The organism is Arthrobacter alpinus (assembly GCF_001445575.1).
GTDB classification, from domain to species: Bacteria; Actinomycetota; Actinomycetes; order Actinomycetales; family Micrococcaceae; genus Specibacter; species Specibacter alpinus_C.
Genome location: NZ_CP013200.1, coordinates 4,089,705 through 4,115,094, shown reverse-complemented (window position 1 = coordinate 4,115,094; position 25,390 = coordinate 4,089,705). Strand labels below are relative to the sequence as shown.

25 protein-coding genes and 1 riboswitch are annotated in these 25,390 nt (G+C 61.2%); of the genes, 12 read left to right on the top strand and 13 right to left on the bottom strand.

Features of this window, described 5'->3' with window-relative positions:
- The first annotated feature begins 142 nt into the window (after nucleotides 1-142).
- Nucleotides 143-1,819 (top strand): FAD-binding dehydrogenase, encoded by a 1,677-nt coding sequence (locus AS189_RS18265; protein ID WP_062292202.1) that lies wholly within the window; start codon nucleotides 143-145, stop codon nucleotides 1,817-1,819.
- Between the two features lie 43 nt (nucleotides 1,820-1,862).
- Nucleotides 1,863-2,732 carry an MBL fold metallo-hydrolase gene (locus AS189_RS18260; RefSeq protein ID WP_062292197.1) on the top strand — a complete coding sequence of 290 codons (870 nt, stop codon included), beginning with the start codon at nucleotides 1,863-1,865 and terminating at the stop codon, nucleotides 2,730-2,732.
- 68 nt (nucleotides 2,733-2,800) lie between these two features.
- Here AS189_RS18260 and AS189_RS18255 read toward each other — a convergent pair whose 3' ends face one another.
- Complete coding sequence (locus tag AS189_RS18255) at nucleotides 2,801-3,493, bottom strand: hypothetical protein (protein ID WP_062292193.1); 693 nt, start codon at nucleotides 3,491-3,493, stop codon at nucleotides 2,801-2,803.
- A gap of 153 nt (nucleotides 3,494-3,646) precedes the next feature.
- Here AS189_RS18255 and AS189_RS18250 point away from each other — a divergent pair, with 153 nt between their 5' ends.
- Nucleotides 3,647-4,876 carry an MFS transporter gene (locus AS189_RS18250; RefSeq protein ID WP_062292190.1) on the top strand — a complete coding sequence of 410 codons (1,230 nt, stop codon included), beginning with the start codon at nucleotides 3,647-3,649 and terminating at the stop codon, nucleotides 4,874-4,876.
- 113 nt (nucleotides 4,877-4,989) lie between these two features.
- Here the strand turns inward: AS189_RS18250 and AS189_RS18245 are convergent, their stop codons facing one another.
- From AS189_RS18245 to AS189_RS18235, 3 genes are all read right to left on the bottom strand, one after another.
- A complete protein-coding gene (locus AS189_RS18245; RefSeq protein WP_129587341.1) occupies nucleotides 4,990-6,324 on the bottom strand; it encodes an LLM class flavin-dependent oxidoreductase in 1,335 nt (444 codons plus the stop codon).
- A gap of 16 nt (nucleotides 6,325-6,340) precedes the next feature.
- A complete protein-coding gene (locus AS189_RS18240; RefSeq protein ID WP_062292184.1) occupies nucleotides 6,341-7,105 on the bottom strand; it encodes a 3-oxoacyl-ACP reductase in 765 nt (254 codons plus the stop codon).
- A 71-nt stretch (nucleotides 7,106-7,176) separates the two neighbouring features.
- Nucleotides 7,177-7,270: riboswitch (TPP riboswitch) on the bottom strand.
- Nucleotides 7,271-7,401: 131 nt separating this feature from the next.
- On the bottom strand, nucleotides 7,402-7,953 hold the full coding sequence (locus AS189_RS18235; protein WP_082634430.1) for a TetR family transcriptional regulator: 552 nt from the start codon (nucleotides 7,951-7,953) through the stop codon (nucleotides 7,402-7,404).
- Between the two features lie 108 nt (nucleotides 7,954-8,061).
- On the opposite strand from AS189_RS18235, the gene bioB reads away from it, so the two are divergent.
- From bioB to bioD, 5 genes are read left to right on the top strand one after another with little or no spacing between them, the layout of a single operon-like run.
- Entirely contained in the window at nucleotides 8,062-9,189 is a 1,128-nt protein-coding gene (gene bioB, locus AS189_RS18230) for a biotin synthase BioB (protein WP_062292179.1), read from the top strand.
- Between the two features lie 28 nt (nucleotides 9,190-9,217).
- Entirely contained in the window at nucleotides 9,218-10,561 is a 1,344-nt protein-coding gene (bioA, locus tag AS189_RS18225) for an adenosylmethionine--8-amino-7-oxononanoate transaminase (RefSeq protein ID WP_062292176.1), read from the top strand.
- Nucleotides 10,561-11,898: an 8-amino-7-oxononanoate synthase gene (locus AS189_RS18220; protein WP_237759920.1), complete on the top strand. Its 1,338-nt coding sequence runs from the start codon at nucleotides 10,561-10,563 to the stop codon at nucleotides 11,896-11,898. The genes bioA and AS189_RS18220 overlap by 1 nt, the downstream gene beginning before the upstream one ends.
- The gene (locus tag AS189_RS18215; protein ID WP_062292173.1) at nucleotides 11,879-12,988 is read left to right on the top strand and encodes a cytochrome P450; all 1,110 of its coding nucleotides are present in this window, start codon (nucleotides 11,879-11,881) and stop codon (nucleotides 12,986-12,988) included. Before AS189_RS18220 ends, AS189_RS18215 begins: the two co-directional genes overlap by 20 nt.
- On the top strand, nucleotides 12,985-13,689 hold the full coding sequence (gene bioD, locus AS189_RS18210) for a dethiobiotin synthase (RefSeq protein ID WP_062292169.1): 705 nt from the start codon (nucleotides 12,985-12,987) through the stop codon (nucleotides 13,687-13,689). The genes AS189_RS18215 and bioD overlap by 4 nt, the downstream gene beginning before the upstream one ends.
- A 159-nt stretch (nucleotides 13,690-13,848) precedes the next feature.
- Here the strand turns inward: bioD and AS189_RS18205 are convergent, their stop codons facing one another.
- The 4 genes from AS189_RS18205 to AS189_RS18190 form a co-directional block, all read right to left on the bottom strand.
- A complete protein-coding gene (locus AS189_RS18205; protein ID WP_082634429.1) occupies nucleotides 13,849-14,658 on the bottom strand; it encodes a DUF1206 domain-containing protein in 810 nt (269 codons plus the stop codon).
- Entirely contained in the window at nucleotides 14,655-15,398 is a 744-nt protein-coding gene (locus AS189_RS18200; RefSeq protein WP_062292166.1) for a phosphatase PAP2 family protein, read from the bottom strand. Before AS189_RS18200 ends, AS189_RS18205 begins: the two co-directional genes overlap by 4 nt.
- A 66-nt stretch (nucleotides 15,399-15,464) precedes the next feature.
- Nucleotides 15,465-16,397 (bottom strand): diacylglycerol/lipid kinase family protein, encoded by a 933-nt coding sequence (locus AS189_RS18195; protein ID WP_062292164.1) that lies wholly within the window; start codon nucleotides 16,395-16,397, stop codon nucleotides 15,465-15,467.
- Between the two features lie 73 nt (nucleotides 16,398-16,470).
- On the bottom strand, nucleotides 16,471-17,565 hold the full coding sequence (locus AS189_RS18190; protein WP_082634580.1) for an App1 family protein: 1,095 nt from the start codon (nucleotides 17,563-17,565) through the stop codon (nucleotides 16,471-16,473).
- A gap of 157 nt (nucleotides 17,566-17,722) precedes the next feature.
- On the opposite strand from AS189_RS18190, the gene AS189_RS18185 reads away from it, so the two are divergent.
- The gene (locus AS189_RS18185) at nucleotides 17,723-18,109 is read left to right on the top strand and encodes a VOC family protein (protein WP_062292156.1); all 387 of its coding nucleotides are present in this window, start codon (nucleotides 17,723-17,725) and stop codon (nucleotides 18,107-18,109) included.
- Between the two features lie 11 nt (nucleotides 18,110-18,120).
- Here AS189_RS18185 and AS189_RS18180 read toward each other — a convergent pair whose 3' ends face one another.
- The 3 genes from AS189_RS18180 to AS189_RS18170 all read right to left on the bottom strand — a co-directional run bounded on the left by AS189_RS18180 (nucleotide 18,121) and on the right by AS189_RS18170 (nucleotide 20,082).
- Nucleotides 18,121-18,531 carry a VOC family protein gene (locus tag AS189_RS18180; RefSeq protein WP_062292155.1) on the bottom strand — a complete coding sequence of 137 codons (411 nt, stop codon included), beginning with the start codon at nucleotides 18,529-18,531 and terminating at the stop codon, nucleotides 18,121-18,123.
- Nucleotides 18,532-18,604: 73 nt separating this feature from the next.
- Nucleotides 18,605-19,093, bottom strand: coding sequence for a GNAT family N-acetyltransferase (locus tag AS189_RS18175; protein ID WP_062292152.1), 489 nt, complete (start codon nucleotides 19,091-19,093; stop codon nucleotides 18,605-18,607).
- A 200-nt stretch (nucleotides 19,094-19,293) separates the two neighbouring features.
- Entirely contained in the window at nucleotides 19,294-20,082 is a 789-nt protein-coding gene (locus tag AS189_RS18170) for an SDR family NAD(P)-dependent oxidoreductase (protein WP_062292149.1), read from the bottom strand.
- Nucleotides 20,083-20,429: 347 nt separating this feature from the next.
- Between AS189_RS18170 and AS189_RS18165 the strand changes: the two genes are divergently transcribed.
- Both AS189_RS18165 and AS189_RS18160 read left to right on the top strand, forming a co-directional pair.
- On the top strand, nucleotides 20,430-21,008 hold the full coding sequence (locus AS189_RS18165) for a hypothetical protein (RefSeq protein ID WP_062292146.1): 579 nt from the start codon (nucleotides 20,430-20,432) through the stop codon (nucleotides 21,006-21,008).
- The gene (locus AS189_RS18160; RefSeq protein WP_062292142.1) at nucleotides 21,005-22,591 is read left to right on the top strand and encodes a GMC family oxidoreductase; all 1,587 of its coding nucleotides are present in this window, start codon (nucleotides 21,005-21,007) and stop codon (nucleotides 22,589-22,591) included. Before AS189_RS18165 ends, AS189_RS18160 begins: the two co-directional genes overlap by 4 nt.
- Nucleotides 22,592-22,641: 50 nt before the next feature.
- Here the strand turns inward: AS189_RS18160 and AS189_RS18155 are convergent, their stop codons facing one another.
- On the bottom strand, nucleotides 22,642-23,430 hold the full coding sequence (locus AS189_RS18155) for an IclR family transcriptional regulator (protein WP_062292138.1): 789 nt from the start codon (nucleotides 23,428-23,430) through the stop codon (nucleotides 22,642-22,644).
- Nucleotides 23,431-23,542: 112 nt separating this feature from the next.
- The gene (locus AS189_RS18150) at nucleotides 23,543-23,863 is read right to left on the bottom strand and encodes a putative quinol monooxygenase (protein WP_062292135.1); all 321 of its coding nucleotides are present in this window, start codon (nucleotides 23,861-23,863) and stop codon (nucleotides 23,543-23,545) included.
- A gap of 214 nt (nucleotides 23,864-24,077) precedes the next feature.
- Here AS189_RS18150 and AS189_RS18145 point away from each other — a divergent pair, with 214 nt between their 5' ends.
- Entirely contained in the window at nucleotides 24,078-25,364 is a 1,287-nt protein-coding gene (locus AS189_RS18145; protein ID WP_062292131.1) for a D-arabinono-1,4-lactone oxidase, read from the top strand.
- Nucleotides 25,365-25,390 lie beyond the last annotated feature (26 nt).

The following is a 25,390-nucleotide window of genomic DNA, read 5'->3' as shown; positions in this document are numbered from 1 at the left end:
CTCTTTCCTTCGTCAATCCATTGCGATACAGTCTGATTTTAGTACAGGGTGTATCTAAATTGTAGTTGCTGCTGGTCACGCGTGGTCTGCCGAAGACACAGCGCCGCCGGATCAAGGTGAGATAGGGAAAGTGAGAATTAAGATGGATGCTGATGTCATCATTGTCGGCGGAGGGTTGGCCGGCCTCGTTGCCTCGAACGAACTTGTCCGTGCCGGCAAGCGGGTAGCGATCGTTGATCAGGAGAACTCCGCGAACCTCGGTGGCCAAGCCTTCTGGTCTTTCGGTGGCATATTCCTGGTGGACACCCCCATGCAGCGACGCTACGGAGTGAAGGACTCCTTCGAGCTTGCGTGGCAGGACTGGCAGGGAAGTGCGGGCTGGGATCGACTCACCGGGGACCTGCCTCAGGATGAGTGGGCCAAGAAATGGGGGAGGGCCTACGTAGAGTTCGCCGCAGGTGAAAAGCGACGATGGCTACAAGAGCAAGGCGTCAAATTCACGCCGTTGGTCGGGTGGGCCGAACGCGGCGACGGCAAGGCTGGCGGCCACGGTAACTCCGTTCCACGCTTTCACGTCCCGTGGGGAACGGGCACCGGCATCTCTGAACCCTTCGCCGATAAAGCACGTGAGGCTGCCGAAAGTAACCTCGTCACCTTCTACTACCGACATCAGGTCGACGGTCTCATCATGGACGGCAACACGGTAACCGGTGTGCACGGGACAAGACTGGCGCCTGACTCCGCGAAGCGTGGGGTGACCTCAAACCGGGAGAAGATCGGGGAATTCCAGCTGACTGCACAAGCTGTGGTGATTGCCTCGGGTGGGATCGGCGGCAACCACGAACAGGTACGCAAGTGGTGGCCCGAGCGCCTGGGCACACCCCCGAAGACGATGATCACTGGGGTGCCTAAGCACGTCGACGGACGGATGCTGGACATCGCCGACGACGCTGGCGTGCGGCTCGTTAACCGCGACCGCATGTGGCACTACACCGAAGGCGTTCAAAATTGGGACCCGATCTGGCCAAGTCACGGCATCCGCATCCTCCCCGGGCCTTCCTCGATGTGGTTCGACGCCCTCGGCCGGCGCCTGCCCTCACCCGGACTTCCCGGATACGACACCATCGGAACCCTCACGATGCTCCGGAAAACCCCAGACATTCAGAAGTACGACTATTCCTGGTTTATTTTGACCCAAGACATCATTAAGAAGGAGTTCGCTCTCTCCGGATCCGAGCAGAACCCCGATATTACGGACCGGGACCTGAAACTGATGCTGAAAAGCCGGCTCGGTGGCAACGCCACACCGCCTGTGGAAGCCTTCAAGAAGCACGGTGCGGACTTCGTCGTAGCGCAGAACCTCCGTGACCTGGTCGCTGGCATGAATAGGATCACCGATGACCCAATCCTGAACTATGAGGACATCGAACGCCAGATCGTGCAGCGAGACGCGGAAATGACTAACTCGTATTCGAAAGACACCCAGGTGATGGGCATCCACAACGCCCGCCGCTATTTGGGAGACAAGCTGTTCCGTGTGGCTAAGCCACATAAAATCCTTGATCCGGCGCATGGTCCCTTGATCGCGGTGAAACTTCACGTCATCACGCGAAAGACCCTGGGCGGGATCCAGACGGATTTGAACGGGCAAGCGTTCGCGAAGGACGGATCGCCTATTCATGGCTTGTACGCGGCAGGCGAAGCTGCAGGGTTCGGTGGCGGAGGCGCCCACGGGTATAACGCGCTCGAGGGAACCTTCCTAGGCGGTTGTATCTTTACGGGCCGAACTGTGGGCCGCTCGATTGCCCGCCAGCTCTGACAATTTCCCAATTCCCAACACGAAAGGCCGCTGTGGTGCGCCCATGACTGACATCTCTCCCGGAGTGCGGGCTACCTTCTTTGGAACCTCCACGGTGTATCTTACCGACGGAAGCTCACACATCATGATCGACGGATTCCTCACCCGGCCCCCGCTGGTTCGAGTACTCCTAGGAAGGGTTGCGCCCAATCCCCGACGTATCCAAGAAATCCTTGCCCGAGGCGGGGTAAGTGCGCTCGATGCATTATTCGTTGCTCACTCGCACTATGACCACGTGATGGATTCCCCGGAAGTCGTCAAACAACTTGGCGGAACCCTCCACGGCTCGGAATCGAGCCTGAATGTAGGGCGAGGAGCGAATCTGGCTGAGGAGCGCATGCGTGTCATTGACGACGGCGGGCAGTTCAGTTTTGGTGACTTCACAGTTCGAGTTCTCGAAGGAATCCATAGCCCCGGGAATAGGTATCCAGGAACGATCGATAAGCCCCTGGCAACTCCGAGCAAAGCCAGCAATTATCGCGATGGCAACTGCTACTCATTCCACATCACCCACCCCGCCGGAACAGTACTCATACACCCGAGCGCCAACTTCGTGCCCAACAAGTTCAACGGCCTCGACGTAGACGTGCTCTACCTCGGCGTTGGCATTCTCGGGGCGCAATCTGAGCAGTTCCGAGATGACTACTGGCGCCACGTCGTCACCCCCACGAGTCCATCGCGCATCGTGCCGGTTCACTGGGATCACTTCGGGCAACCCCTATCAAGGAACTTACGTGCGCTGCCGCCAGTCCTCGATAAATTCTCCGTGATGAAGGCCTACGTAGAGCGGAAGTGCGCAGAAGAAAGCATCGAGCTCATCGTCCAAAAAGCCTTTGAAACACTTGACCTCTTCACGGCACCTGCGAGAGCATAAAAACGCACCGCGGGTGCCGCTGGGTCAGAGGCCCATCCAACCTAGGGCAGGAGCCCATGGCCCGTGGATTATTTAGCGATCTTCTTCTCTGTAGCAGGAGGACGCATGAGCCCTTGAAGCCCTGAATTCTCCGTCTCAGGGGCTTGCTCCTCGCCGTTGGTAGCGCCGTTGGTAGCGTTGTCGGCTTCGATAGCGACAATGGTGAGGGCTTCGGTTTTGGCCTGCTCGGGCTCGGCGTCACGAGAATCCGTGGTGGCGGTGCCCGCCAAGTTGGCCTCCAACAGTGAACTGCGATGACGGCGAGCGTCAGCCAGCATGAACAAGCGTTCTGCCGCGGCAAAATCGCCCTCCTCCTTGAGGAGAGAACCGGCGGCCATCAAGGCTTCGGCAGCAACGGCGTTTTCGCGGTAATCCAGGAAGGCCCTAGCGGCTGAGTTAGCAGCGATTTCATTGACCTGGGCGCTGACGAGAGTGGCGTCCTCCAGCGAATATCCATGTCCCAGCTGGTACACCTCGTGGTACAGGAAGGCATAGTTTTCCTCCCTGAAGTCCATGGATCGATCCAGGCGAGCCTTCAACTCGGTCTGCTCCGCAGGGGAGAGATCGTCCACTTCAAGGCCAATGCGGTGGGCAAATTCGCGCAAGTATTCAGGGCTGGCCAGTGGCATGCCACTCAGAGCGATGCGAGGCTCGTTCGCCTCTGCTGGCAACGGCTTGCGAGCGGAAAAGAGGGCAAAGAATTTTTGGATCAAGGTGTTCACGGGGTCTCCATTAGTAAAAGCTGCCCTTAAATCTTCTCAGTCTTCGGCGGACTTTGCATGCATGGGATCCAGTGATGCTCGACGCAGTGTGAGGGCCTGCCTGCCGACGTCATGCCACGCCCCGTACCCGCCCGAGCACATAGGATTGTAGCCATGACCACCACCCCCTCGGATTTCTCCCGGCGCCGTCTTGCCATTTTCGCTTTCATGTTGATGTTCGGCATCGGCATGTCATCGTGGGTGGTCCGGACCCCCGCCGTGCGCGATCTGCTGGCAGCCTCCACGGCCGAGATGGGTCTGGTGTTGTTGGGCCTCTCCGTAGGCTCCATGACCGGTGTGCTTTCCTCAGCCTCCGTGGTGCGCCGCCACGGGGTACGCTTCACCGCAATTGTGGGTGGATCCAGTTTCATTACCGGCATCGCCATGATCGGCATCTTCGCGGGAATGTCCAACGTTTCCGGGGTTTTCGCGGGACTAGCACTGGTGGGCTTCGGGATCGGGGTCTCGGAAATCGCCATCAACATTGAAGGCGCGGCACTGGAAACACTCTCCGGGAAATCGGTCATGCCCGCCCTCCACGGCTGCTTTAGCTTAGGAACCGTGATTGGCGCGGTGGTGGGCATCCTCCTGACCTACATTAACTTCTCCGTCACCTGGCAACTGGTGCTGGTAGCCCTGCTTGGCGCCTGCGTGCTGGGCTCCGTGACCCGATTCATCTCAGCTGATACCGGCCGCGTCCCCCGCCTAGCACGCGGCGAGACCACCGAAAATAAACAGCAACCACGCTCATCCTGGCTGGACGCCTGGCGCGAACCACGCATCCTCATGCTTGGACTGATTATCCTCGCCCTGGCGCTCGCCGAAGGATCCGCCATGGACTGGCTGCCACTACTCATGGTGGACGGCCACGGCCTCACGCCCACGCTCGGCTCCGTGGTCTTCGCCGGATTCGCGGCAGCCATGACTCTGGGCCGATTCATGGGTGCCCCCTTGCTGAAGCGGTTCGGCAATGCCACCGTTCTACGTGCCAGCACACTGGTCTCCGCTGCGGGCATTGCGCTCGTGGTCTTCTCCGATAACCCCATCATCGCCGGCGCCGCCGTGCTGCTCTGGGGTGTGGGTGCAGCCCTGGGCTTCCCGGTCACCTTGTCGGCCGCGGCCGAGAGCGAGGACCCCACCTCCTCCGTGGCCGCCGTAGCCACCGCCGGATATGTCGCCTTCCTGGTGGGCCCGCCCTTGCTCGGATTCCTGGGCGAGGAATTTGGCCTGCGCGGGGCCATGATCCTGGTCCTGTTAGTGGTCACGCTCGCCTCCCTGCTGACCAACGCCGCCAAGTCACGTTCCCCCAAGGGAGCCACGGAACTCGAGTCAGCCACCCTCTGACCCTTCCCGTACCCCTCTTAAGGTTCGACGCCGGGAGCCCACCTTTCGTGCGAAAGGTGGGCTCCCGGCGTCGAACCTTAAGAAAGGGGAGGCCCCCTTAGCGAGGCGCGCGGCTACCTCGTGTGCGCGGGAAAATTCCTTACAGCTGGCCGCGGTAAGCCCAAACTTTCACGCAAGGTGCTGCCCGGATAAGCGGTTCGGAACAGGCCGCGCTGCTGCAAGATGGGCACCACGAGTTCCACGAAATCCGTCAGCGATTCAGGATAAGCGGGACACATGAGGTTGAAACCGTCGCAAGCCCCGGACTCAAACCAGTCCTGGACTTCATCCGCTACCTCGGTGGGTGTGCCAATCATCGTGGCATGGCCACCGCCAGCAGCCAGAAATCCCAGCAGTTCACGCAGCGTTGGGTGCTTCGTCTCAATGATGCGCTGCACCGTCAGGTAACGCCCCTGCGGACCCGTGAACAATTTAGCAGCTGGCAACGCAATGACCGGCTCCTCAAGTCCATGGTTGGTGTATTCCTGGCCGGTGAAAATGTTGAGTTGGGCGATGGCCGCGTCAATGTCCAGAAAAGCATCCAGGGCCCGTTTCTTCTCCAACGCCTCGGTGTGGGTGGCCCCGATATAGCTGACCAAGCCGGGGAGGATAGGAACTGCGGGTTCGCTGCGGCCAGCGCTTGCCAGCCGCCGGTGCATATCGGCGGCGAACTCGAGCGCAGAGTCCTTGTCCCATGAGACGGAGTAGATGGCCTCGGCGCAACGGGCAGCAAACTCCCGGCCTGATTCGGAGGAGCCGGCCTGAAAGAGCACGGGGCTGCCTTGCGGTGACCGCGGAACATTTAGGGGACCCGCCACGGAGAAATACTTGCCCTCGTGGTGGATCGGGCGAATGTGCTCGGGATCGATAAACGTTCCGGTCTCCCGATCCCGCGGAAGCGCGTTGTCGGACCATGAATCCCACAGCCGAGTAATCACGTGGACAAATTCATCGGCACGCTCATAGCGCTCGGCATGAGGTGGCAGTGCAGCCATTCCGTGATTCTGGGCTTCGGCATCAAACATGGATGTGACGATGTTGGCCCCCGCCCGGCCGCCGCTGATGTGATCGAGCGAGGCCAGCATCCGGGCGGCATGGAACGGCGTATAAAAACTGGAAGAAACGGTGGTGACCAGCCCGATGTGGTGCGTGGCGCGGGCCATGGCACTCAACGCCGTAATCGGTTCAAGAAGCCCCGGCACACCGGCTGAATACTGCCGGTTGATGCTATGCCCATCCGCGAAGAAGACGGCGTCAAGACAGCCGCTTTCGGCCAGTTGGGCCAGCTCCTCGAAGTAAGCGATGTCGCCAACGCGGTCGGCGCTAGAGTCCGGGTGCCGCCAGCCCATGGTGTGGTGTCCAGCACCAAAGACGAAGGCGTTGATGTGCATTTGTCTTGCAGTGTTCACGATCTTTCCCCGCCTGCTAGTTCATCACCAGTCCGCCGTCGACCACAAGATTTTGTCCCGTCACCGCCCGCGACCATGGAGATGCGAAGAATAAGGCGGCATCGGCAAATTCGGCGGGAGTAGTGACCTTGCGCAGCGGAGTCCCAGCAGCGATCACGTCAAAGACGCTGGCGGGGGTAGCCGAAGAAGCGTCAGTGCTGCGCAACAGCCCGCCGGAAACCATGTTGACGCGGATATTTTCCGGTCCCAGATCGGCCGCGAACGTCCGTGTCAGTGCCAAGAGGGCAGCTTTGGCCGCAGTGTAGTCGTGGTAGGGGACCACGGGATTCTGAAAGAGGTTGGTGCCGATGTTCACAATGGTGCCGAAGCCGGCTTCCCTGAGGCCCGGCAGTACGGCTTGGATGGTGTTCAGTGCCCCGCCAACAACACCGGAGAACTGGGTATGGAATGCCTCGAAGCCAATCTCATCGACTTTGGATCTTCCGTCGCCATTGAAGGAAAAGTCCGGCAAGGCATTGTTGATTAGGGTGGTGAGCGGTGCACCGAAGTGCTCGGCGGCGGCGCTGACCATCGCTGTTACTTCATCGAACGCGGTAACGTCAGCACGCAGCGCAATGGCCCTTTCCGGCCCGAATTCTGCGGCCAGCTGATGGGCGGCGGATTCGCTGTTGCGGTAGTTCAACGCCATCCGGGCGCCTTCACGGGCGAAGGAGCGTGCTATGTCCACACCGAGTCCGCGTCCAGCGCCGGTGATGAGAACTATCTGGTCTTTGATGAGCATGTGTGCACCTTTCAGAAGAGCGAAAGGATGCACAAAAGAGCGAGACATGCGCCGAAAAGGCGCTCTCGTACTAGATATCGGACCGGCATCCCTTCGCTCGGATTATCGAGATCAGGTTCGACGGGTCTAGCTCTCAGCCGCAATGCGGCACCCCGTGCAGTGTCCAAGAGCAAAGCTACCACGCCAGCCCATGGGCTCTCGGCAAGCCCTTGGTGGTAGTCCGTGCGGTTGTCAGAGCTGCCGGCCTCGAGGAAACCATGAGCTTACGGCTTTGTTGACGTCGGGCCGGTTACGGTTCAGCTTGCATGGTGCGTGGGCTGTGTAGCCAGGCCGTTCAGCATGAGATCCAGTCCGAAGGTGAAGATTTGGCCAGCATCCCGATCGGTGGTCGCCAGCAGGCCGGCGCTTATCAATCCGGAACGGGTCTGTTCGTCAGTGACTGAACCCAAAACGTAGGAAACCAGCGCTTCTGCGGCCCATTCGGCTTGATCCGCGGGCAGCTTTTCGCCTTCCAGTAGTACGCCGAAAAGCTGCAGCGGGGTCGTGGACAGTGGATCCAGGGCGTGTGCCAAGGCAACCACCTCGGCGCTGTCCCGAACCGTCAGCAGCGTTTCCCGAACACGCACCGCTAGCTCACGAAGGCTATCTGGAGCCTGAATCGCCACGGGTGTCAGGATCAGTCCGGCGAGCACTGTGAGTAATTCCTGCTTGTTTTTCACATGCCAGTACAGAGCGCCGGGCTGCACGCCAAGATCGCGAGCCAGGCGCCGCATCGACAAGTCCGCGAGGCCGTAGTCACGCAGGATTCCCATGGCTGTCTCCACGATTGCCTCACGCGTTAACGCCATCTTGGCCTACCCTTCCCAGTTCCCCATGCCATTGAGGCACCCCTCCATCTTCCCCCATCAACGGAGCCTCTGATTGACAATGTCCACAGCTCACCTCACTATTGAACAGTGTTCAATTACTTTGCAGACTTAGCCAGTCGCCAACTCGACGGCGCCACCCTGACCCGCGAGGAAGCACTCGCCATCCTTGAATCCGCTGATGATCAGCTGCTCGATCTGGTCGCGGCCGCCGCCCGGCTACGACGGGCCCACTTCGCCAACACGGTCAAGGTCAACTACCTGGTCAACCTCAAATCCGGTCTCTGCCCTGAGGACTGCACCTACTGCTCCCAGCGCCTCGGATCGGCCGCCCAGATCCTGAAATACACCTGGCTCAAACCAGAAGAGGCCGTAGCCCAGGCCGCCAACGGTATCCGCGCTGGCGCCTCGCGGGTGTGCCTGGTCGCCAGCGGCAAGGGGCCCAGCGACCGCGACGTGGACCGCGTAGCCGGGATGGTGGGTAACCTCAAAGAGCAATATCCTGCCGTGGAGGTGTGTGCCTGTCTCGGTATCTTGAAGGAAGGCCAAGCCCAGCGCCTCGCGGCCTCAGGGGCTGATGCGTACAATCACAATCTCAACACCAGCGAAGAAAACTACGCCGAGATCTGCTCCACTCACACCTTCGCCGAGCGTGTGCAGACAGTGGAATATGCCAAGGAAGCCGGCCTGTCACCGTGTTCGGGCCTGATCGTGGGCATGGGGGAGAGCAACAATGATCTCATCGACGCCGTCTTTGCCCTCCGCGACTTGGGCAGCGATTCCATCCCTGTCAACTTCCTCATGCCCTTCGACGGCACCCCGCTGGAAGACACCTGGCTGCTCACCCCCACCCAATGCCTGCGCATCCTGGCCCTGGTTCGTTTCGCCTGCCCCGACACGGAACTACGCTTGGCTGGCGGTCGCGAAATGCATCTACGCACGCTCCAACCACTAGCCCTGCACGTAGCCAACTCACTCTTCCTGGGCGACTACCTCACGAGTGAAGGCCAGTCCGGGGACGATGACCTTGCCATGATCGCGGATAATGGCTTTGTTGTGCTGGGTTCCGAGCCCTCTCAGCAGCAGAAATCGGCCGGCAAGGACTCGGCCGGCAAGGACTCGGCCCACCGAGCCCGGGACGGCGCCGGACCCTCCGCGATCCGTCCCGTCACCATCCGCCGGCGTGGGGCCGGGACGGCCGTGGCCCCTAATGCTTGATGCTGCGGCGAGGGCCGCAGCAACCACTATGAACGTTGTGCCTGGTGCGGATCTGGGGGGACGTGCACTCATTGCTCGGGACAGGGGACTGCTATGGCACCCCTATGCCTCACTGGAAGAAGACGCGCCGTACGCCGTCCACGCTGCCGCCGGGGTAAGGCTAAGCCTTGGTGCCGCCGATGGTCGTGAATTCGAGGCTATCGATGCCATGAGCTCATGGTGGTCCATGATCCACGGCTACCGCAACCCGGTACTGGACCAAGCATTGCAGGAGCAGGCGGGGAAGTTCAGCCACGTCATGTTCGGCGGGCTCACCCACCAGCCCGCCGTGGAACTGGCCGAACGGCTCACCGCCATGACCCCGGACGGTCTGGATCATGTGTTCTTTGCGGACTCGGGCTCGGTGTCTGTTGAAGTGGCTCTCAAGCTCGCCATTCAGTACCAATTGGGCCTCGGCCGCCCTAAGCGCACACAGTTTTTAGCGTTGCGTGGCGGCTATCACGGTGACACTTTCGCGGCCATGAGCGTGTGCGATCCCGTCGACGGCATGCACGCGGCGTTCCCGTCGCTAGTGGCTAAGCACCATTTTCTGCCGCGACCACCTGCGGCCCGGCTCGTGGGTGGGGAACTCGTAGCCGATCCGGCGGACGTCGCAGCCTGGATCGGGGTGTTGGAGGAAACCGTTGCGCTCCATCGGGAGGAGCTGGCCGCCATTATTCTCGAACCTGTGGTGCAGGGCGCGGGCGGCATGCACTTCTACGCACCACAGTGTCTTGCCGCCGCACGCCGCGTGGCCGACGATCACGGACTGCTGCTGATCGTGGATGAAATTGCGACAGGTTTTGGCCGGACCGGCAAGCTCTTTGCCTCGGAGTGGGCAGGTGTGGTGCCGGACATTATGTGCGTGGGCAAGGCACTGAGTGGCGGCTACCTGACGCTGGCGGCCATGCTGTGCTCCGCGCAAGTGGCACGCACCGTCACTGATTCTCCGCTGCGTGCGCTTCTGCATGGACCCACATACATGGCCAATCCATTAGCGTGTGCCGTGGCCTGCGCATCCATGGACCTGTTGTTGTCATCAGAGTGGCAGAGCAACGTGCGACGGATCGGCCAGATCCTCGCCACGGCGCTGGCGCCGGCCGCCAACCTGGGATCCGTGCGGGATGTGCGGGTCCTTGGCGCCATCGGCGTCGTTGAGCTTGCTGAAGCCGTGGATGTCCCTGCAGTGACCCGTGCTGCGCTGGAACACGGTGTCTGGGTGCGGCCCTTTCGCAATCTGGTCTATACGATGCCGCCCTACATCACTGTGCCGGCGGATGTTGCCGCCATTGGCGAGGGCATTGCCGCGGCCATCGCACAGGTGCACGGCTGATGGCGCGGACACCTCACCGCGTGTCCGCGCCAGCAACTATGGGTGTCACGGAGGGTGCAACCACCGCAATGGAGGCCTGGCTGGCCTCACGCGACGAGGTTCGCCGGCAGCGCGGCATTGTGCGCACGGACTCGATCCGGCTGTGGCCGGCCAGCCCGGAAAGCTCAGGAGATCCGGATAGTCCGGAAAGCTCAGGAGATCCGGATAGCCCGGAGGGCGGGACCGCTGGGGAGATCATTGACCTCGCCTCCAATGACTACCTGGGCCTGTCCGCAGATTCACGCGTCATTGCTGCGTCGACGGCGGCGTTACAGGAGTACGGGGCCGGGGCCCGGGCCTCGCGTGTCGTCTGCGGGACCACCCCGGCACATGTGAAACTCGAGGAGCAGCTGAGAGCCTTAACCGGGCAACGGGCTGCGCTCGCATTCTCCAGCGGCTACACAGCAAACCTTGGTGTTGTAACAGCACTTGGCGGGCCGGGAACGCTAATGGTCCATGACGCCCACGTCCACGCATCTCTCATCGATGCCGTTCGACTCTCACGCTCGCCGGCAGTCAGCGTGCCCCACAATTGCCTCACCGCAATCCGCGCGGCACTGCAGCAGCGCACCCAGCCGAGAGCCGTCGTGCTGGTTGAATCCGTGTATTCGGTGCTGGGTGATGTGGCCAATCTGCGCTCACTAGCGCAGATGTGTGCTGAAAGCGATGCCCTTTTGCTGGTCGATGAGGCCCACAGCCTAGGTGTGCTCGGTGGCGGGAGAGGCGCCGTTCACGCGGCGGGCTTGGCGGGTGCGCCGCACGTTGCTGTCACCGCCACGCTATCCAAGTCACTCGGATCCCAGGGGGGTGCCGTTCTGGGCTCGCCCGCGCTGCGTGAGCATCTGGTCAACTCGGCCCGGACCTTCATTTTCGATACCGCACTGGCACCGGCTGCGGCTGCCGGCGCCGCAGAAGCGGCACGGATTGTGCTGGCTGAACCTGAACTGGCAGACCGCGTCTGTGCCAACGCATCCATTCTGGCCCGAAGCTGTGGTGTGCCTGTGGCGGCCGGAGCCGTGCAATCGATTCCCATGGAATCAGCCGCTCGTGCCGCTGAGGTGACTGAGAAGCTGCGGGTGCGCGGGATTCATGTTGCGTGCTTCCGTCCGCCCAGCGTGCCTGACGGCATATCCCGGATCAGGCTCACCTCCCGGGCCACTCTCACGCCGGAGCAACTGCGGCGTGCCACTGAACAGCTCGCTGAGCTGGTGGGGTGGCGTGGATTCGCCAATACCTCCGAGCATTCAACACATACCCGTCCCACCAAGGAGCCCGGTTTTGAACCTGACGAGCATTAGCAATCCGCAATTGGTCAAGGAAGCCATGCGGCGCACAGAGGACTTTGTGCCCACCAACGCCTTGACCTCAGTGGTGGAAATGGCGCCGGGTACGCTGCGCATTCTGGCCAGGGCGAGGTTCGCACTTCCTCCGGTGCTGGCGTCCGCCACGGGGGAGAAACACCGCTCCGTCCGGACTATGGTCGGGAAGTTTTTCACCCCCGCCAAGGTGATGGGCATAACTGAGCACGTCCGTGCACTGAGCGTGGAGCGGCTGAAGGTGACAGCCGAGGCGCTTGACCGCGGCTCCGTGAGCCGCGATGTCCCGGGCAGTAGCGTCGTGGACCTGGCTGAATCGATCGCCATGCACATCCCGCCTATCATCATGGCAGAGCTGACCGGCCTGCCGCTGCCCGAGCTGTCCCTACTGAAACGCTGGAGCCGGGATTCTCTGGAGCTATTCTGGGGTTGGCCAGACGCAGAGAGACAACTTCATCTGGCGCACAGTGCCGCAGAATTTTATTGCTGGCTTCGAGGAGAAGCAGAAGCCGCGCGTGGGACGGATTCCCTCTTCGGGGTGCTGCACGCTGCTGGTCTGAGCCAGGCCGAGGTTTGTTCCTTGGGGTATTTCCTGGTCATTGCCGGCCAAGAAACCACCTCCTTGTTGATCAGCACGGCACTGTATCGAGGGATCGAAAAAGCGCAGAGTCCTGGCGCCCCGGCGTGGGCTGAATTGGCGGAACCCGTTGCGGCCGCCGCGCACGTCCGTAAGGTTCTGGCAACCGAATCTTCCGTGCATACGTGGCGGCGGGCCGTTGCCCGGGACACCACGCTCGGCGGAATCGACCTGCCAGCCGGTGCCGAAATTTTGCTGGAGCTCAGTGGCCATCACCCCGCTGATACGGCCTCGACTGCGTATTCGCTAGCCTTCGGTCATGGTCTGCACCGCTGCCTGGGTGCCAAATTGGCCGAGCTGGAGGCGACGCTCGTGGTGGAGGAAACCGCGCGTGCCCTGCCGGGGCTGGAGCTTACGGGCCCGGAACCTGCCTGGCTTCGGTTGCTGTCCTTCCAAGCGCCGCTCACCGTGAACGTCTCCGGACGGAACAAATGAATCAGCCCACCATCATTTTCGTCACCGGAACCGACACCGGCGTTGGAAAAACTGTCACGACGGCGGCCCTAGCGGCTTCCCTTGCGGCGGCTGGAGCCACCGTGGCCGCTTACAAACCCACCCAAACAGGCGTCACTGGCGAGGAAGCCGGAGACATGGACGAGGTGCGCCGACTCAGCGGAATCTGGAGCGTGACCGAGGGTATCCGGCTGGCGGTGCCCATGGCCCCGGTTGCCGCAGCAGAACTAGAGAGACGGATACTGCCGTCCGTGACCCAGCACGTGAACAACATCAGCGAGGTGCTAGAGACCCACGGCATTGTCCTTGTTGAGGGTGCCGGTGGGCTGCTGGTGGAAATGGATGAACGAGCTCACACACTCGCGGATCTTGCAGGACGTGTGAAGGAACTGGCTCGGGTCCTCACTATTGTGGTCTGCCGGAGTGGTTTGGGGACCTTGAATCACACTGAATTGACGCTTGAAGCCTTGGATCGCCGCGGACTTCCTGCGGCCGGATTGGTCATTGGCTCATGGCCGGAATCGCCCACAGACCTTGAGCGTGGAAACCTCCGCTACCTCAACTCCCTCCGCGTGCCATTGCTGGGCTCCCTGCCAGCAGGCGCGTCCGAGTTGGCGCCGGACACATTCCGGGAGCGCATGCCCCACTATCTGCATCTGCCTCAGTTGTGGTCGGAATCGTAGGGCGGGCGCGCTAGGGCCTCAGCAAGGTACCCACCGAACGGCAGCATCCGGCCGAAGTGCGTCAGTATCAGCTACCTTTTCCTTGCTCCACCAGAGCAAGAATGCACTGACCGCGCATCTCAGCAGCAAATTCTCCGGCGTCGAGGTTTGCGAGCTGACTTAGAGGCGCGCCAGGCGGGCGCGGGCAAAACTGTAGAGTCCGTAGGCAATGAGCCCCACGCCGATCACGATCAAGATGGCCTCCCCGAACGGCAGCGCGACGAGGGCTTTCAATGCGCCATCCAGGCCCGCAGCATCCTTGGGGTCCACCTGCACGGCGGCAACGATGAACAGCACGCCCAACGTCACAATAGCGATGCCCTTGGCAATGTATCCGGTCATCGCCAGCGCATCCACGGCCCTCTTGGCATGACCTGACGGCAGCACGATGTCCTCATGGAACTTCTTTCGGGCGCCCTTGTAAATGAAGTACCCGCCAATGCCAGCCGTGAGAACACCAACAGCGATGAGCAGCGCCTGCCCGCCCGGAAGAGAAAGAATTGTCCCGCTGGCTTGCTGCGCACTCTCGGAAGAATCAGATGGGTGGCGCAGGGCCAGCGAGAGCGCCGTCGACGCCAGTGCGGCATAGGCCACACCCTTGCCGAGCGAAATGGCACTGCGAACCCAACGCTTTTTGGACGAAGACCCTATGCCCAGCGCGGCCTGAGCCAGAAGCCACAGCGCCAGGGCCGTCAGGCCCACCACTGTGACCCACAACAGGATCATGCCGCCGGGCAGCTTCACCATCTGCGCGAAGGCTCCCGACTGGTCCGATTCCCCACCCTGGTGGTTCGCGATCCTTATGGCGAGGTAGCCCATCAGCAAATGCATCAGACCACTGGCCGCGAAGCCGAGCCTTGCCATGATGGTCAGCGCCCGGCTGTTTCCGGCTTTGCTGACAGCCTGATGAGCCTCGTTCGCGGCACTCATGTTCCATCCACCTGGGGTTGGGACTTCTCGCCGCGGATGAGTTCCCCGTGGACGCGGACCGTCCTGTGTGTATCGATGGCCATGATGGCTCCTAGGATGACAAGGGATAGTGAAATGGATGCCGCCGTGTCAGTGATCCAGTGATAGCCCAGGTACAGCCGGCTGGCCACCTGCGCCAGAATGACCACGGCGGCAAGGCTGAACAACAGCACCGTCAGGGCCTGATTTTGACGGCGGCTAGCAATCAGAAAAGCCAGTATGAGCAGGAAATCCGCTGTGCCCAGAACATGGCCGGAGGGAAAGGAGTAGGAGCTGTCGGCCCCCATGAGCATGAGATCCACTGGCGGCCGCGGATGCTGGACCAGTGGGGCGATCACCTTGGCCAAAACCACGCCAGTGATCATCCCGCCTGCCAGCAAGATGGGCCGCCAAGCATGTTTTGCCAGCAGCGTCCAGGCCACAAGGACCACCAGGACAATGATGGGCAATGCAGTGGGGCCGAACGCCACTGCCAACACGCTCATGATGGCCGTGAGCCCATCGCTCCGCAGCGCGAGAAACCAGTCTGCCACCGGCTGATCGAAGCGCTGCAACCCGCTCTGGGTCATGACACTGACAACGAGCAGCCCAAAAAGTACCAGCCCCACCACCATCAGCACTAGCGAGCTGCGGTACAGGCGCCGCCGCGTGGAAGCAGCAACTTTTCTCTCCTCCACAATGAACTTTTGCTGCCAACTCATAGGATCGCTCCCTCCTGTGGGCTTACTTCTTCGACTTGGCTAGTTTGCTTACTTTGGCTAGCTGGTTTACTTTGCCGCGGCCGTCATTCTGATGATCAGCGCCAGTGGCTCCACGCTGACCTTGAGATGGCTCACCTCGCCCAGGTGATCGCCGTCGACCTGGAATTCCTGCGGACTAGCCAGTTCAATGACAGCGGATTTGCCCGAGTAACTCTGAACTGACTTGTTCCGCTTGCTGCCCTTGCCAAAGACGCCGGCCACCACGCTCAACCAGCCAAAGCGGCCGCGCGGGGCGAGGACCAACAGGTCCAAGATGCCGTCGGTGTACAGGGCGTCGGGGAAGATTTGAACATCGCCCATCAGCTTTCCGCAATTACCCACCATCACGCTGCGCACTTTTCGGTGGACGGGGTGGTTCCCCTCAATGGTGATGGTGGCGCCTACGGGCTTGCCTGGAAGCTTGCGGATGCCGGCTTCAACATAGGCCAACCAGCCCACCCGGTCCTTGAGATCATCGTTGGTATCACCCATGATGGCAGCGTCGTAACCCACCCCTGCGGCGACCAGAAAGAGCTGTTCCTGTTTTCCGTGGTCAAGAACGGCCTTGACCACGTCAATTTTCGTTTCGGATCCGGACAAGACACTTTTGGCCGCATTGAGCGGATCGGTGACGTCCATCCCCAAGTTGCGGGCCAGCAAATTACCTGTGCCCAGCGGCATCAAGCCCATGGCGGTGTCAGTGCCGACCAGGACTGAGGCCACCGTGCGGACGGTGCCGTCGCCGCCTGCTGCAATAACGACGTCGACCCCTGCCTCAAGCGCCTGCCTCGCCTGACCGGCGCCCGGGTCTTCCTCAGTGGTTTCCAGCCACAACGGTTCGGCCCAGCCCGCATCAGCGCACAGCTGGAAAAAGTTCGTCTTGAACTCATCATCCGGAGACTTGACAGGGTTAATGACAACGGCGGCGCGCTTGTCCTGCGAAGAGTTATTCTCGGTCATTTTCGTCCCCACTTAGCTGAGCGAATCTAGATCTGAACAGAATAGTAGCCTGTGGTTAGGCGGACAGCAGCTTCTAGAGCATTCCCAGCTCTGCGAGTTGCTCTGCAAGGCCTGCCCCATCCGGCGCCGAAACCCACGGTACATCGCCGTGATGGAACGCGGCACTGTCCTCATGGGTGTGCCCACCGGCCAGCAGCGCCTCGCTGGGGGACAGTTGGCGGATGGCAACAGCCGCTGTTTGCTGTGGATGAGTCCGGGCGAACTCGGCATAAATGGCGGGATCATGCTGGCCGTCGTCGCCGATCAGCAGCCACTTGACGCTTGGGAATTCCTTGGCCAGGCGCGCCAAATTGCCGAGTTTGTGTTGTGGCCCGCTGCGGAACCAATGCTGGCGTGTAGGGCCCCAATCGGTGAGTAACAGCACACCGTCGGGGTACAAGTTCCGGGCCAGGAAGCGGGCCAGCGCCGGGGCCACGTTCCAGGCGCCGGTGGATAAATACAGGATGGGAGCGCCGGGGTTCTGCGCCATGACCCGGTCCAGCATGACGGCCATGCCCGGAGTGGGTGTCCGTGCGCGCTCACTGAGAACCAACGTGTTCCAGAGCGCCAAGAGCGGCCGGGGTAAAGCAGTGACCATGACGGTGTCGTCAATATCAGAGACGATGCCGAAACGGGCATCCGGATCGACGATCTGAACGCGAGCCTGCGCGGGTTCAGCACCGGCACTTCGCAGGGTGATGGTGTGCCATCCCGGTGTCAGGGAGCATTCCAGCACCACATCCACTAGCCCACCGGCATCGGCCTGCACCAGGTGAGCCACGCCGTCGAGCTCTACCTCAACGGTGCTGCTGCGAACGGGCACGCTCATGAAGGCTCGCCAGCCGCGCACAGTGCCTGCGGTGCTGTCCCCGGAGGTGCGCATCAGCACCACCCGGGCCAGCACGCGCACCCAACTGGTGCTGCCGTAGCCGGGGTAGGCCATCACGGTGGGGACCGCGCCGGTTGAGGTGGCAATGCGTCCGCGAATGGTATGGAGGGCATCGGCCACGCGCATGACGTGTCCAAGCAGCGCCCGCGCCCGCGGTGGTGTTGCGGCGGAGTTGGCAGGGGCGCTCGATTGCTGCTTGGCAGTAGTGCCGGACGGGGGCTTGCGCGAAGACGAGGGCATGGTTTTACTGTCCCACAAATGCGGCCCGTGACGCGAGCACGGCGGGGAAGTGCTGGCGTTCGGGGGCATCTGCTGACATGCTCCTAAGTAGCATGTGCGAAAGTCGGGCCGCAGGCCTGCCGTGATGGCGTAAACGCAGCCAGAAGAAGGAGTCCCCATGGAAATGCGGTTGGAATTGGTCCCGCTACCCACCACTGATGTTGATCGAAGCAAAGCCTTCTATCTCGACCAGGTGGGATTCATACTCGATCACGATGTGGAGCCGGGTAACGGTATGCGCGTTGTTCAGATGACTCCGCCGGGGTCAGCATGTTCCGTAGTCGTTGGGGTGGGCATCAGCGACCCAACTGCGGCGCCTGTCCACGGACTTCATTTGGTGGTGGATGACCTTGAGACCGTCCAAGGTGCCCTGCGAGGCAAGGGGGTAGACGTCTCTGACATTAGCGATATGGGAGGCGGCGTCAGGTATGCGTACTTCAGTGATCCTGACGGCAATTCTTGGGCCTTGCAGCAGATATTCGGTTCGCCACGTTTGCCTGAGTAGCGGGGCGGCCGTCAGTTCGGCGGCGACGTAGCAGTTACTTGCCAGACATGCCCATCCGGATCAGCAAAGGCGCCAACGTAACCCCAAGGCTGTTGTCCAGGTGCCGTGACGAGCGTGGCTCCTGCTTGTTGTGCCTGCTTAACCAGTTCGTCGACGCCGGACTCGCTGGCTGCTGTGATGCTGATAAAGGTCTCGCTCTGGCTGCTCGGCGCGACCTCCCGGTTGCCGACAACCCACCCGAACCCTCCGGTGGGAATGAGCATGAGTCGCAGCCCGTCATTGACCCGGAACTGCAAGGGTTCCGGGACGCCGTCCTCGGCGGCCTCACCTATGGGGCTCAGGCCAAGTCCTGCCGTGTAGAAGTCAAAAGATGTGCGGCGGTCAGCGATGGGAAAGCTGATGATTATTGGTGAGTTTTCCATGGCTTCATTATGTACCTCTGGCTTGTGCTGTACCTCGCTGGTATCTCAGTTGGAACCTCAGTTCAGGGCCAGCTCACTTGAGGTCCAGATACATCACATGCAGGCCCACAAAACCGTCCTCGGGATGATTGAAAGCGCCCGGAACTGTGCCGATGATGCGGAATCCGAGGGATTGCCATAGGTGGACCGCCGGGTGATTACTTTCAACGACGGCGTTGAACTGGATGCCACGGTAGCCTTCGTTACGGGCCCAGCTGATGACATACTCTCCGAGGCGGCGTCCGGTGCCGTGGCTCCGGTGCTCCGGATTGACCAGGAATGATGCGGTGGCGATGTGTTGGCCGCGGCCGGGCCGGTTGGGTCCCATTTTTGCCGAGCCGATGATGTGCGGCCCGTCGACGGCGACGACAGTTCGCCCTGGTGCCTGTTCCATCCACCAGGGCCTGGCCTCCTCGAGCGTCTGGTTCTCGGGGAAGGCATAGGTACGTCCTTCGGCCATCGTCGCGCGGTAGAACTCGAAAATGCCTGGCCAGTCTTCCTCAGCACTTACGCGGATGTCCATGAGGTGCAGTCTAACCGGCGTGGCTTCGCGGGATAGGGAAACCTCCCCGGACAGTCTTGTTCTGAATGCTCGACGGCGGCCCGCTCGCCGGAGTGTGCGGGGCCAGTTCGCGCCCAAAACTTAGGCAAGTCCCATTCACCTGCGTTGGGCATCCATGGTGCCGGTTCATGACACGGCACCATGGGTGCAGACCTGAGGCGCTAAGAGAAGTTGATACCACCGTCGATCAATACCGTCTGACCTGTCATGTGATCCGAATCAGGTCCTGAAAGGTATGACACCAACTTGGCGACATCTTCGGGTTCGGAGACTCGGCCAGCCAGGATGTTTGCCACCTGCGACTGGAGTGCGCTGCCGCGTGGCGTTCCATCCCGTTCGGTGAGCTTCTCATCGATGAGCTCCCACATAGCCGTGCCCACAACGCCTGGCGCATAGGCGTTGACAGTAATGTTGTGCTTTGCGAACTCCATTGCCGCAGCCTGCGTCAGCCCACGCACCGCCCACTTGGTTGCCGAATAAGACGCCAACACCGGAAACGGCCGGAAAGCAACGATGGACGCTGCGGCAATGATCTTTCCGCTAGTGCCCTGCGCGATAAAGCGCCGTGCGGCCGATTGGTAGGAGTAGAAGACGCCTTTGAGGTTCACATCGATCATCCTGTCAAGGGCCTCCGGCTTGACATCGAGGATCTCTTCGACCTGGGCGATGCCCGCGTTGGCAATGAACACGCTCAAGTCGCCCAGAGCGTCAGTTCCTTCCTGGATCATGCGCTCGATGTCCTCGGGATTGGAGACGTCCCCCGTAACGCCCACAGCGCGGCGGCCGCGCTGTTCGACGGCGGCAACCACCGCATCGATGTTCTCCTGAGCCCCGGGGATGTCGGCGACAATGATGTCGTTGCCGTCCTCAGCCAGCCTTTCGGCGATGGCCCGCCCAATTCCCCTGCCTGCTCCGGTGATCAAGGCGACGCGTGAAGTGGATGCTTCCATGGTGCTTCCTCCTGAAGTTAGCCGCTCGGGCCGGGACGGCTTGATGATTAGCTAGTCCGATACGATCAGCCTGTGCCCCAGATCACCTTGATGGGCAGCCCTCTTATCGCAGAGTGATAAAGTCAATCTCTTTGCGCTGACCCCAGTGCCCGTGACCTATCAAGGAGTGTGATGGCTCGAGATGGAGTGGATGGTGCACGCATTCTCACCAGCTGATAACAGCTGTTGGCCAGTTTGTGATCTGAGGCACAGACTAAGGGTGTGGCTCCCTGGCTGGCTGTGGCGGCGACGTCTCGTGCCAGCTCCGGGACGCGTGCCCAGCCCGTAAACCAACCGAGGTGACAACGATGGTTTTTCCCGCAAAATATTCATCACTCAATGCCCTGGAATTATCCGATGAGGCCCGGCGGATCCTGACCCGGATCATTCGGGTATCGTTCCCGCATCCGCAATTTCCGGATGGGCCCTACGATCGGATGACCGAGAAAATCATCGAGGCCTCCGCAGAGTCCAGTTGGTTCCGAATGGCCCTGACACAGGGGCTCATGACCTTGGATACGCTCAGTGACGAGCACTTCCTGGACCTGCCAGACGACCGCGCAATTGCCGTGCTCAAACGCATTGCCGACCTGGAATTCTTCGGCTTCATCCGCCGGACCGTGGTGCTGAATCTCTATGACGACCCGGAAGTCTATGCCGCGTTGGGCTATGAAGGTGAATCATTCTCCAAGGGCGGGTACCTCAACCGCGGATTCAACGATCTCACGTGGCTGCCCGAGCCCCGCATCGAAGAAAGTGGCGATCCCATCTGCGATACGGGGCCTCTGCCGTACCCTGTCGCAGCCTACGCACCCGCAGCAGGCATTGAACTCGGCGAGGACGGGCTCAAAGGAGCCGGAATCATTAAGGAAGGGCAAACCTCATGAGCGTCGAAGAAAATTCAGTCCGTTACGAGTACGACGACGACTCCGTAGTTGTCATTGTCGGGTCCGGGGCAGGCGGAGGTACTTTGGCCCACGAGCTGGTCTCCAAGGGCGTGAAGGTCGTTATGCTCGAGGCGGGTCCGTACCTCAAGAATGAGGACTATCACCAAGATGAATGGGGTGCCTTCAACCAGATGGCCTGGCTGGATCCGCGCACCACCACAGGGTCGTGGCGGATCGCCCGAGACTTCCCCAACCTCCCAGCCTGGATCGTGAAAGCCGTGGGCGGAACCACAACCCACTGGTCAGGGGCAACACCGCGTTTCAAGGCCCATGAGTTCAAGGCGCGCAAGACATATGGTCGCATTGACGGAGCCAATTTACTGGACTGGCCCATCACCTTGACCGATCTGGAACCGTATTACGATCTCGCAGAAAAGAAGATGGGCAGCAGCCATCGTCACGGCAGACCGCCGCTGCCGGCCAACAATAACTACAAGGTCTTCGCCAACGGTGCCGAGCGTTTGGGATACCGCCAATACGCCACGGGCCCCTACGCCACCAACGCGGAACCCTATGATGGCCGGCCCGCATCCATTCAGGACGGTTTCAACTTCCAAGGCGATAAGAACAAATCAAAGTGGTCCACCATGGTTTCGGAAATTCCGAAGTCGCTGCGCACCGGGCTGCTGGACCTGCGCCCGGATTCACATGCCGTGCAGGTCACCCACACCGCCAAGGGCAAGGCTGACGGCGTGGTCTATATTGATGCCGATGGCAATCCGCAGCGACAAAAGGCGCGAGTTGTGGCCGTTGCCGGCAACTCCATTGAGACCCCGCGGCTCCTGTTGCTCTCGGCATCGCCGCTCTTCCCGGATGGCTTGGCCAACTCCTCGGGACAACTGGGCCGGAACTATATGCGTCACACCACCGGCACCGTCTTTGCGAAGTTCGATCAGGTCATCAACATGCATCGCGGAGAGACCATGGCCGGGCTGATTGCCGATGAATCTCGACACGATCCCGAGCGCGGATTCTCTGGTGGCTATTACATGGAGACCATCTCGCTTGGGCCGGCGTTCCTGGCGAGCTTTGTGGAGCCCGGGGGATGGGGTCCTGAATTTACGGCGCTGCTGGACAACTACATCAATACGGCTGGGATGTGGATCACCGGTGAGGACATGCCGCAGGAGGGCAATCGGATCACGCTGAATACCAAGGTCACCGACCGGCTCGGCTTGCCCGTCCCCAATGTGCACTTCGATGATCATCCAAACGACGTCGCCATGCGCGAGCATGGGTATCAGCAGGGATCGTTGGTCTTTGAAGCAGTGGGTGCCCTGTCCACACACCGAACTCCGCCGTATCCGTCCACGCACAATCTCGGGACGGCGCGGATGAGCGAGCGTCCGGAAGACGGCGTCGTCAACGCCTTTGGGCAGGCGCATGACGTGCCGAATCTGTTCATTTCGGATGGTTCGCAGTTCACTACGGGTGCTGCCGCCAACCCGACGCTGACGATTGTTGCGCTGGCTATTCGCCAGGCGGAGTACATCGTGGATCAGTTCGCCACATCAGCGCTGTAGCACTGAAGAAGAACTGAGGAGGGGAGTGTGGTGCCCCGCTGACCGGGCCGTTAGCGCCCGAGCAGCGGGGTTCCGCGCAAAGCGCGACTGACGCGCGAGGCCACATCGCGCAGTAGAACAGAAACTTCGCTGTAGCGGGCACGAAACTCGGAAGGGTCCATGGATACGGCGACAGAACCGACCGTCTGCCCTGCTGCAGTGGTGACTGGGGCGGCCATGCAGGACGCGCCGCGGATGAATTCTTCGCGCTCGATCGCGATGCCCGAGGAACGCACCTCATCGAGTTCGATTTCAAAAGCTGCGGGGTCCATGATCGTGGCCGCCGTCATTCCCGGCATTCCGTGGCTCTCAAGGTAGGCCGTGCACCGATCAGTATCCATAGCTGCCAGGAGTACCTTGCCAAATGCTGTGGCATGTGCGCCGTCGTTGAACCCAAAGCCCATGGGCGTGATGCGTGGCCGGGCAGGGGAGTCAACCACGTGGGCCACAACAATATCTTCGCCACGATGGACGGCGTAATAGGCTGCTGCGTCGGCACGCACATGCAGTTCATGCACCAGCCGCGCTACCGACGGAGGTGTTCCAACCTGCCGGCGCAGGGAATTGTCCAAGGCATGCAACTTATAGCCCAGCCCGTAGAGGCTCTCGTCGCGGAGATGGACCAGATGTCCCGAAGCGACCAGCGTCTTCAGGAGCCGATAGACCGTTGGTAGCGGCATGCTCAGCTCAGCTGCTATCTCTTTTGCCGACATTCCACGATTGTGGGCTGCGACCACATCCAGCAGCGCGAAGGCCTTTTGGACCGAAGCAAGACCAGACAGTGAATCGTTGTATCCCATATCCCCATCTTGACTTCGGTGTCCGGTATTTCCAATTTAAGACGGACCGGGCGCCGCGTGACAGGGCTTTGGACTACCATTGGCTGCCAGAGCTCGGCGGCTGCCGTGCCGCTTAGGAGATCTCGAGCTCTCCCATGCGGTCCCAGGCGTCGCCGTCGATCTGCCGGCTGATGATCCGGGGAGTGTCGACAAGTGCCGGTGCCATATCTTTCATGGCTTGCTTAAAGTGGTCGCTTCCGACGTGGTCTGCGGCGGCGGCGTCCTGGAAAGCCTCGACGAGAGTGTACTCATTGGGATTGTCTAGACTGCGCGACCAATCAAACCAAAGATTCCCAGGCTCGGCACGGGTTGCCTCGGTGAAGGTGCGAGTGAGATCGGGCCAGCGCTGTGCCCAGTCGGGCTTGACGTGGAATTTTACGACGATGAAGATCAAGGCAGTGTCCTTTCGGTGCGCTTTACATTCCGCCTTCCCAGACCGAATGTGCTCTGGAATTAGTCTTGCGGCTGATCCTGCCCTAATCAATGGTTGTTATCAGCAGGCGAGAATGCGGACCCCGCTCACCTGGGTGGTGGCATAGGCAAGACCTGTGACATTTGATATGTTGTGAGTCACATCAAATTGTTTCATTCGAGCGAGGATCCATGAAATGACCCTGCAGCAGACACCAGTCAACGCCCCAGAGAGTAATTGGGCAGGCAACCACCACTACCGGGCCACAGTGATTCATCACCCGGAATCGGAAGCCCAGGTGCAGGCTCTGGTACGCGGCGCCAGCTCGGTTCAAGCACTGGGTTCCAGACACTCCTTCAATGCCATTGCCGACACCGACGGTATCCAGATCTGCTTGGACAAGTTGCCCGTTGCCGTCCGCATTGACCCAGAGGCCATGACAGTTACCGTTGGCGGCGGCAGTACATATGGTGCGCTGGCTGTGGAGCTGGCAGCTCACGGATTCGGACTGGCAAACTTGGCCTCCTTGCCTCACATTTCAGTGGCCGGCGCCATCGCCACGGCCACCCACGGTTCCGGAGATGACAACGCAAACCTGGCGGCCGACGTCGTAGGTCTGCGCTTGGTGGACGGCACAGGCGAGGTTCGTTCCGTGAGCCGCGCCGAGACGGGAGACTTTCCCGGATACGTGGTGGGTCTGGGTGCGCTGGGCATCGTGACCGAGGTGACGCTGAGCATTGTGCCCGCGTACTCGGTGGCCCAGCACGTCTATCTTGGCCTCGATTGGGACGCGGTGCTGGCGGATTACGATGCCGTCACCGGGCGGGCGTACTCGGTCAGCCTGTTCACCGACTGGAGCGGTGAGAGCGTTGGCCAAGCCTGGTTCAAGCAGAAAATTGGCGACGGCCGCACCAGTGATTACCCCGCAGAATTACTGGGCGGGACCGCAGCTACTGATGGGGTGCACCCGCTGCCGGGAGTTTCGGCCGTGAACTGCACACAGCAGCTGGGTGTGGCAGGGCCGTGGCAGGATCGGCTCTCGCATTTCCGGATGGAGTTCATGCCTAGTGCCGGCGAGGAGATCCAGACCGAATATCTCATCGATAGGGCCCACGCCGTTCCTGCGATCCAGGCCCTGCGCGCCCTCAGCGCCGTGATTACCCCGCTGCTGCAGGTGGGCGAGATCCGCTCCATCGCAGCCGATGACCTCTGGCTCAGCACCGCTCAGGGGCGCGACAGTGTGGCCTTCCACTTCACCTGGTTCCGTGATCAGGCCGCTGTTGAAGCTGTGGTGAAGGTAGTCGAGGAAGCGCTGGCTCCGTTTGATGCCCGGCCGCACTGGGGCAAAGTGTTCGACGCCGATGCCTCCTCGCTGGCGCCGCTCTACCCGCGCTTTGACGACTTCAAGGCGCTGGCGCAGCGGTTGGATCCCGAGGGGAAGTTCCGTAACGAGTTCTTGCAGCGGGTGGTGTTTGGGGCGTAGCAGGCGGCTCGCGGGCTAGCGGCTGG

Excerpts from the sequence above, each read along its gene's own strand:
- AS189_RS18265 (WP_062292202.1), top strand. The coding sequence starts at position 143 with ATGGATGCTGATGTCATCATTGTCGGCGGAGGGTTGGCCGGCCTCGTT.
- AS189_RS18260 (WP_062292197.1), top strand. The coding sequence starts at position 1,863 with ATGACTGACATCTCTCCCGGAGTGCGGGCTACCTTCTTTGGAACCTCC.
- AS189_RS18250 (WP_062292190.1), top strand. The coding sequence starts at position 3,647 with ATGACCACCACCCCCTCGGATTTCTCCCGGCGCCGTCTTGCCATTTTC.
- AS189_RS18240 (WP_062292184.1), bottom strand. The coding sequence starts at position 7,105 with ATGCTCATCAAAGACCAGATAGTTCTCATCACCGGCGCTGGACGCGGA.
- AS189_RS18235 (WP_082634430.1), bottom strand. The coding sequence starts at position 7,953 with ATGGCGTTAACGCGTGAGGCAATCGTGGAGACAGCCATGGGAATCCTG.
- bioA (WP_062292176.1), top strand. The coding sequence starts at position 9,218 with ATGAACGTTGTGCCTGGTGCGGATCTGGGGGGACGTGCACTCATTGCT.
- AS189_RS18220 (WP_237759920.1), top strand. The coding sequence starts at position 10,561 with ATGGCGCGGACACCTCACCGCGTGTCCGCGCCAGCAACTATGGGTGTC.
- bioD (WP_062292169.1), top strand. The coding sequence starts at position 12,985 with ATGAATCAGCCCACCATCATTTTCGTCACCGGAACCGACACCGGCGTT.
- AS189_RS18205 (WP_082634429.1), bottom strand. The coding sequence starts at position 14,658 with ATGAGTGCCGCGAACGAGGCTCATCAGGCTGTCAGCAAAGCCGGAAAC.
- AS189_RS18200 (WP_062292166.1), bottom strand. The coding sequence starts at position 15,398 with ATGAGTTGGCAGCAAAAGTTCATTGTGGAGGAGAGAAAAGTTGCTGCT.
- AS189_RS18195 (WP_062292164.1), bottom strand. The coding sequence starts at position 16,397 with ATGACCGAGAATAACTCTTCGCAGGACAAGCGCGCCGCCGTTGTCATT.
- AS189_RS18190 (WP_082634580.1), bottom strand. The coding sequence starts at position 17,565 with ATGCCCTCGTCTTCGCGCAAGCCCCCGTCCGGCACTACTGCCAAGCAG.
- AS189_RS18185 (WP_062292156.1), top strand. The coding sequence starts at position 17,723 with ATGGAAATGCGGTTGGAATTGGTCCCGCTACCCACCACTGATGTTGAT.
- AS189_RS18180 (WP_062292155.1), bottom strand. The coding sequence starts at position 18,531 with ATGGAAAACTCACCAATAATCATCAGCTTTCCCATCGCTGACCGCCGC.
- AS189_RS18175 (WP_062292152.1), bottom strand. The coding sequence starts at position 19,093 with ATGGACATCCGCGTAAGTGCTGAGGAAGACTGGCCAGGCATTTTCGAG.
- AS189_RS18170 (WP_062292149.1), bottom strand. The coding sequence starts at position 20,082 with ATGGAAGCATCCACTTCACGCGTCGCCTTGATCACCGGAGCAGGCAGG.
- AS189_RS18165 (WP_062292146.1), top strand. The coding sequence starts at position 20,430 with ATGGTTTTTCCCGCAAAATATTCATCACTCAATGCCCTGGAATTATCC.
- AS189_RS18160 (WP_062292142.1), top strand. The coding sequence starts at position 21,005 with ATGAGCGTCGAAGAAAATTCAGTCCGTTACGAGTACGACGACGACTCC.
- AS189_RS18155 (WP_062292138.1), bottom strand. The coding sequence starts at position 23,430 with ATGGGATACAACGATTCACTGTCTGGTCTTGCTTCGGTCCAAAAGGCC.
- AS189_RS18145 (WP_062292131.1), top strand. The coding sequence starts at position 24,078 with ATGACCCTGCAGCAGACACCAGTCAACGCCCCAGAGAGTAATTGGGCA.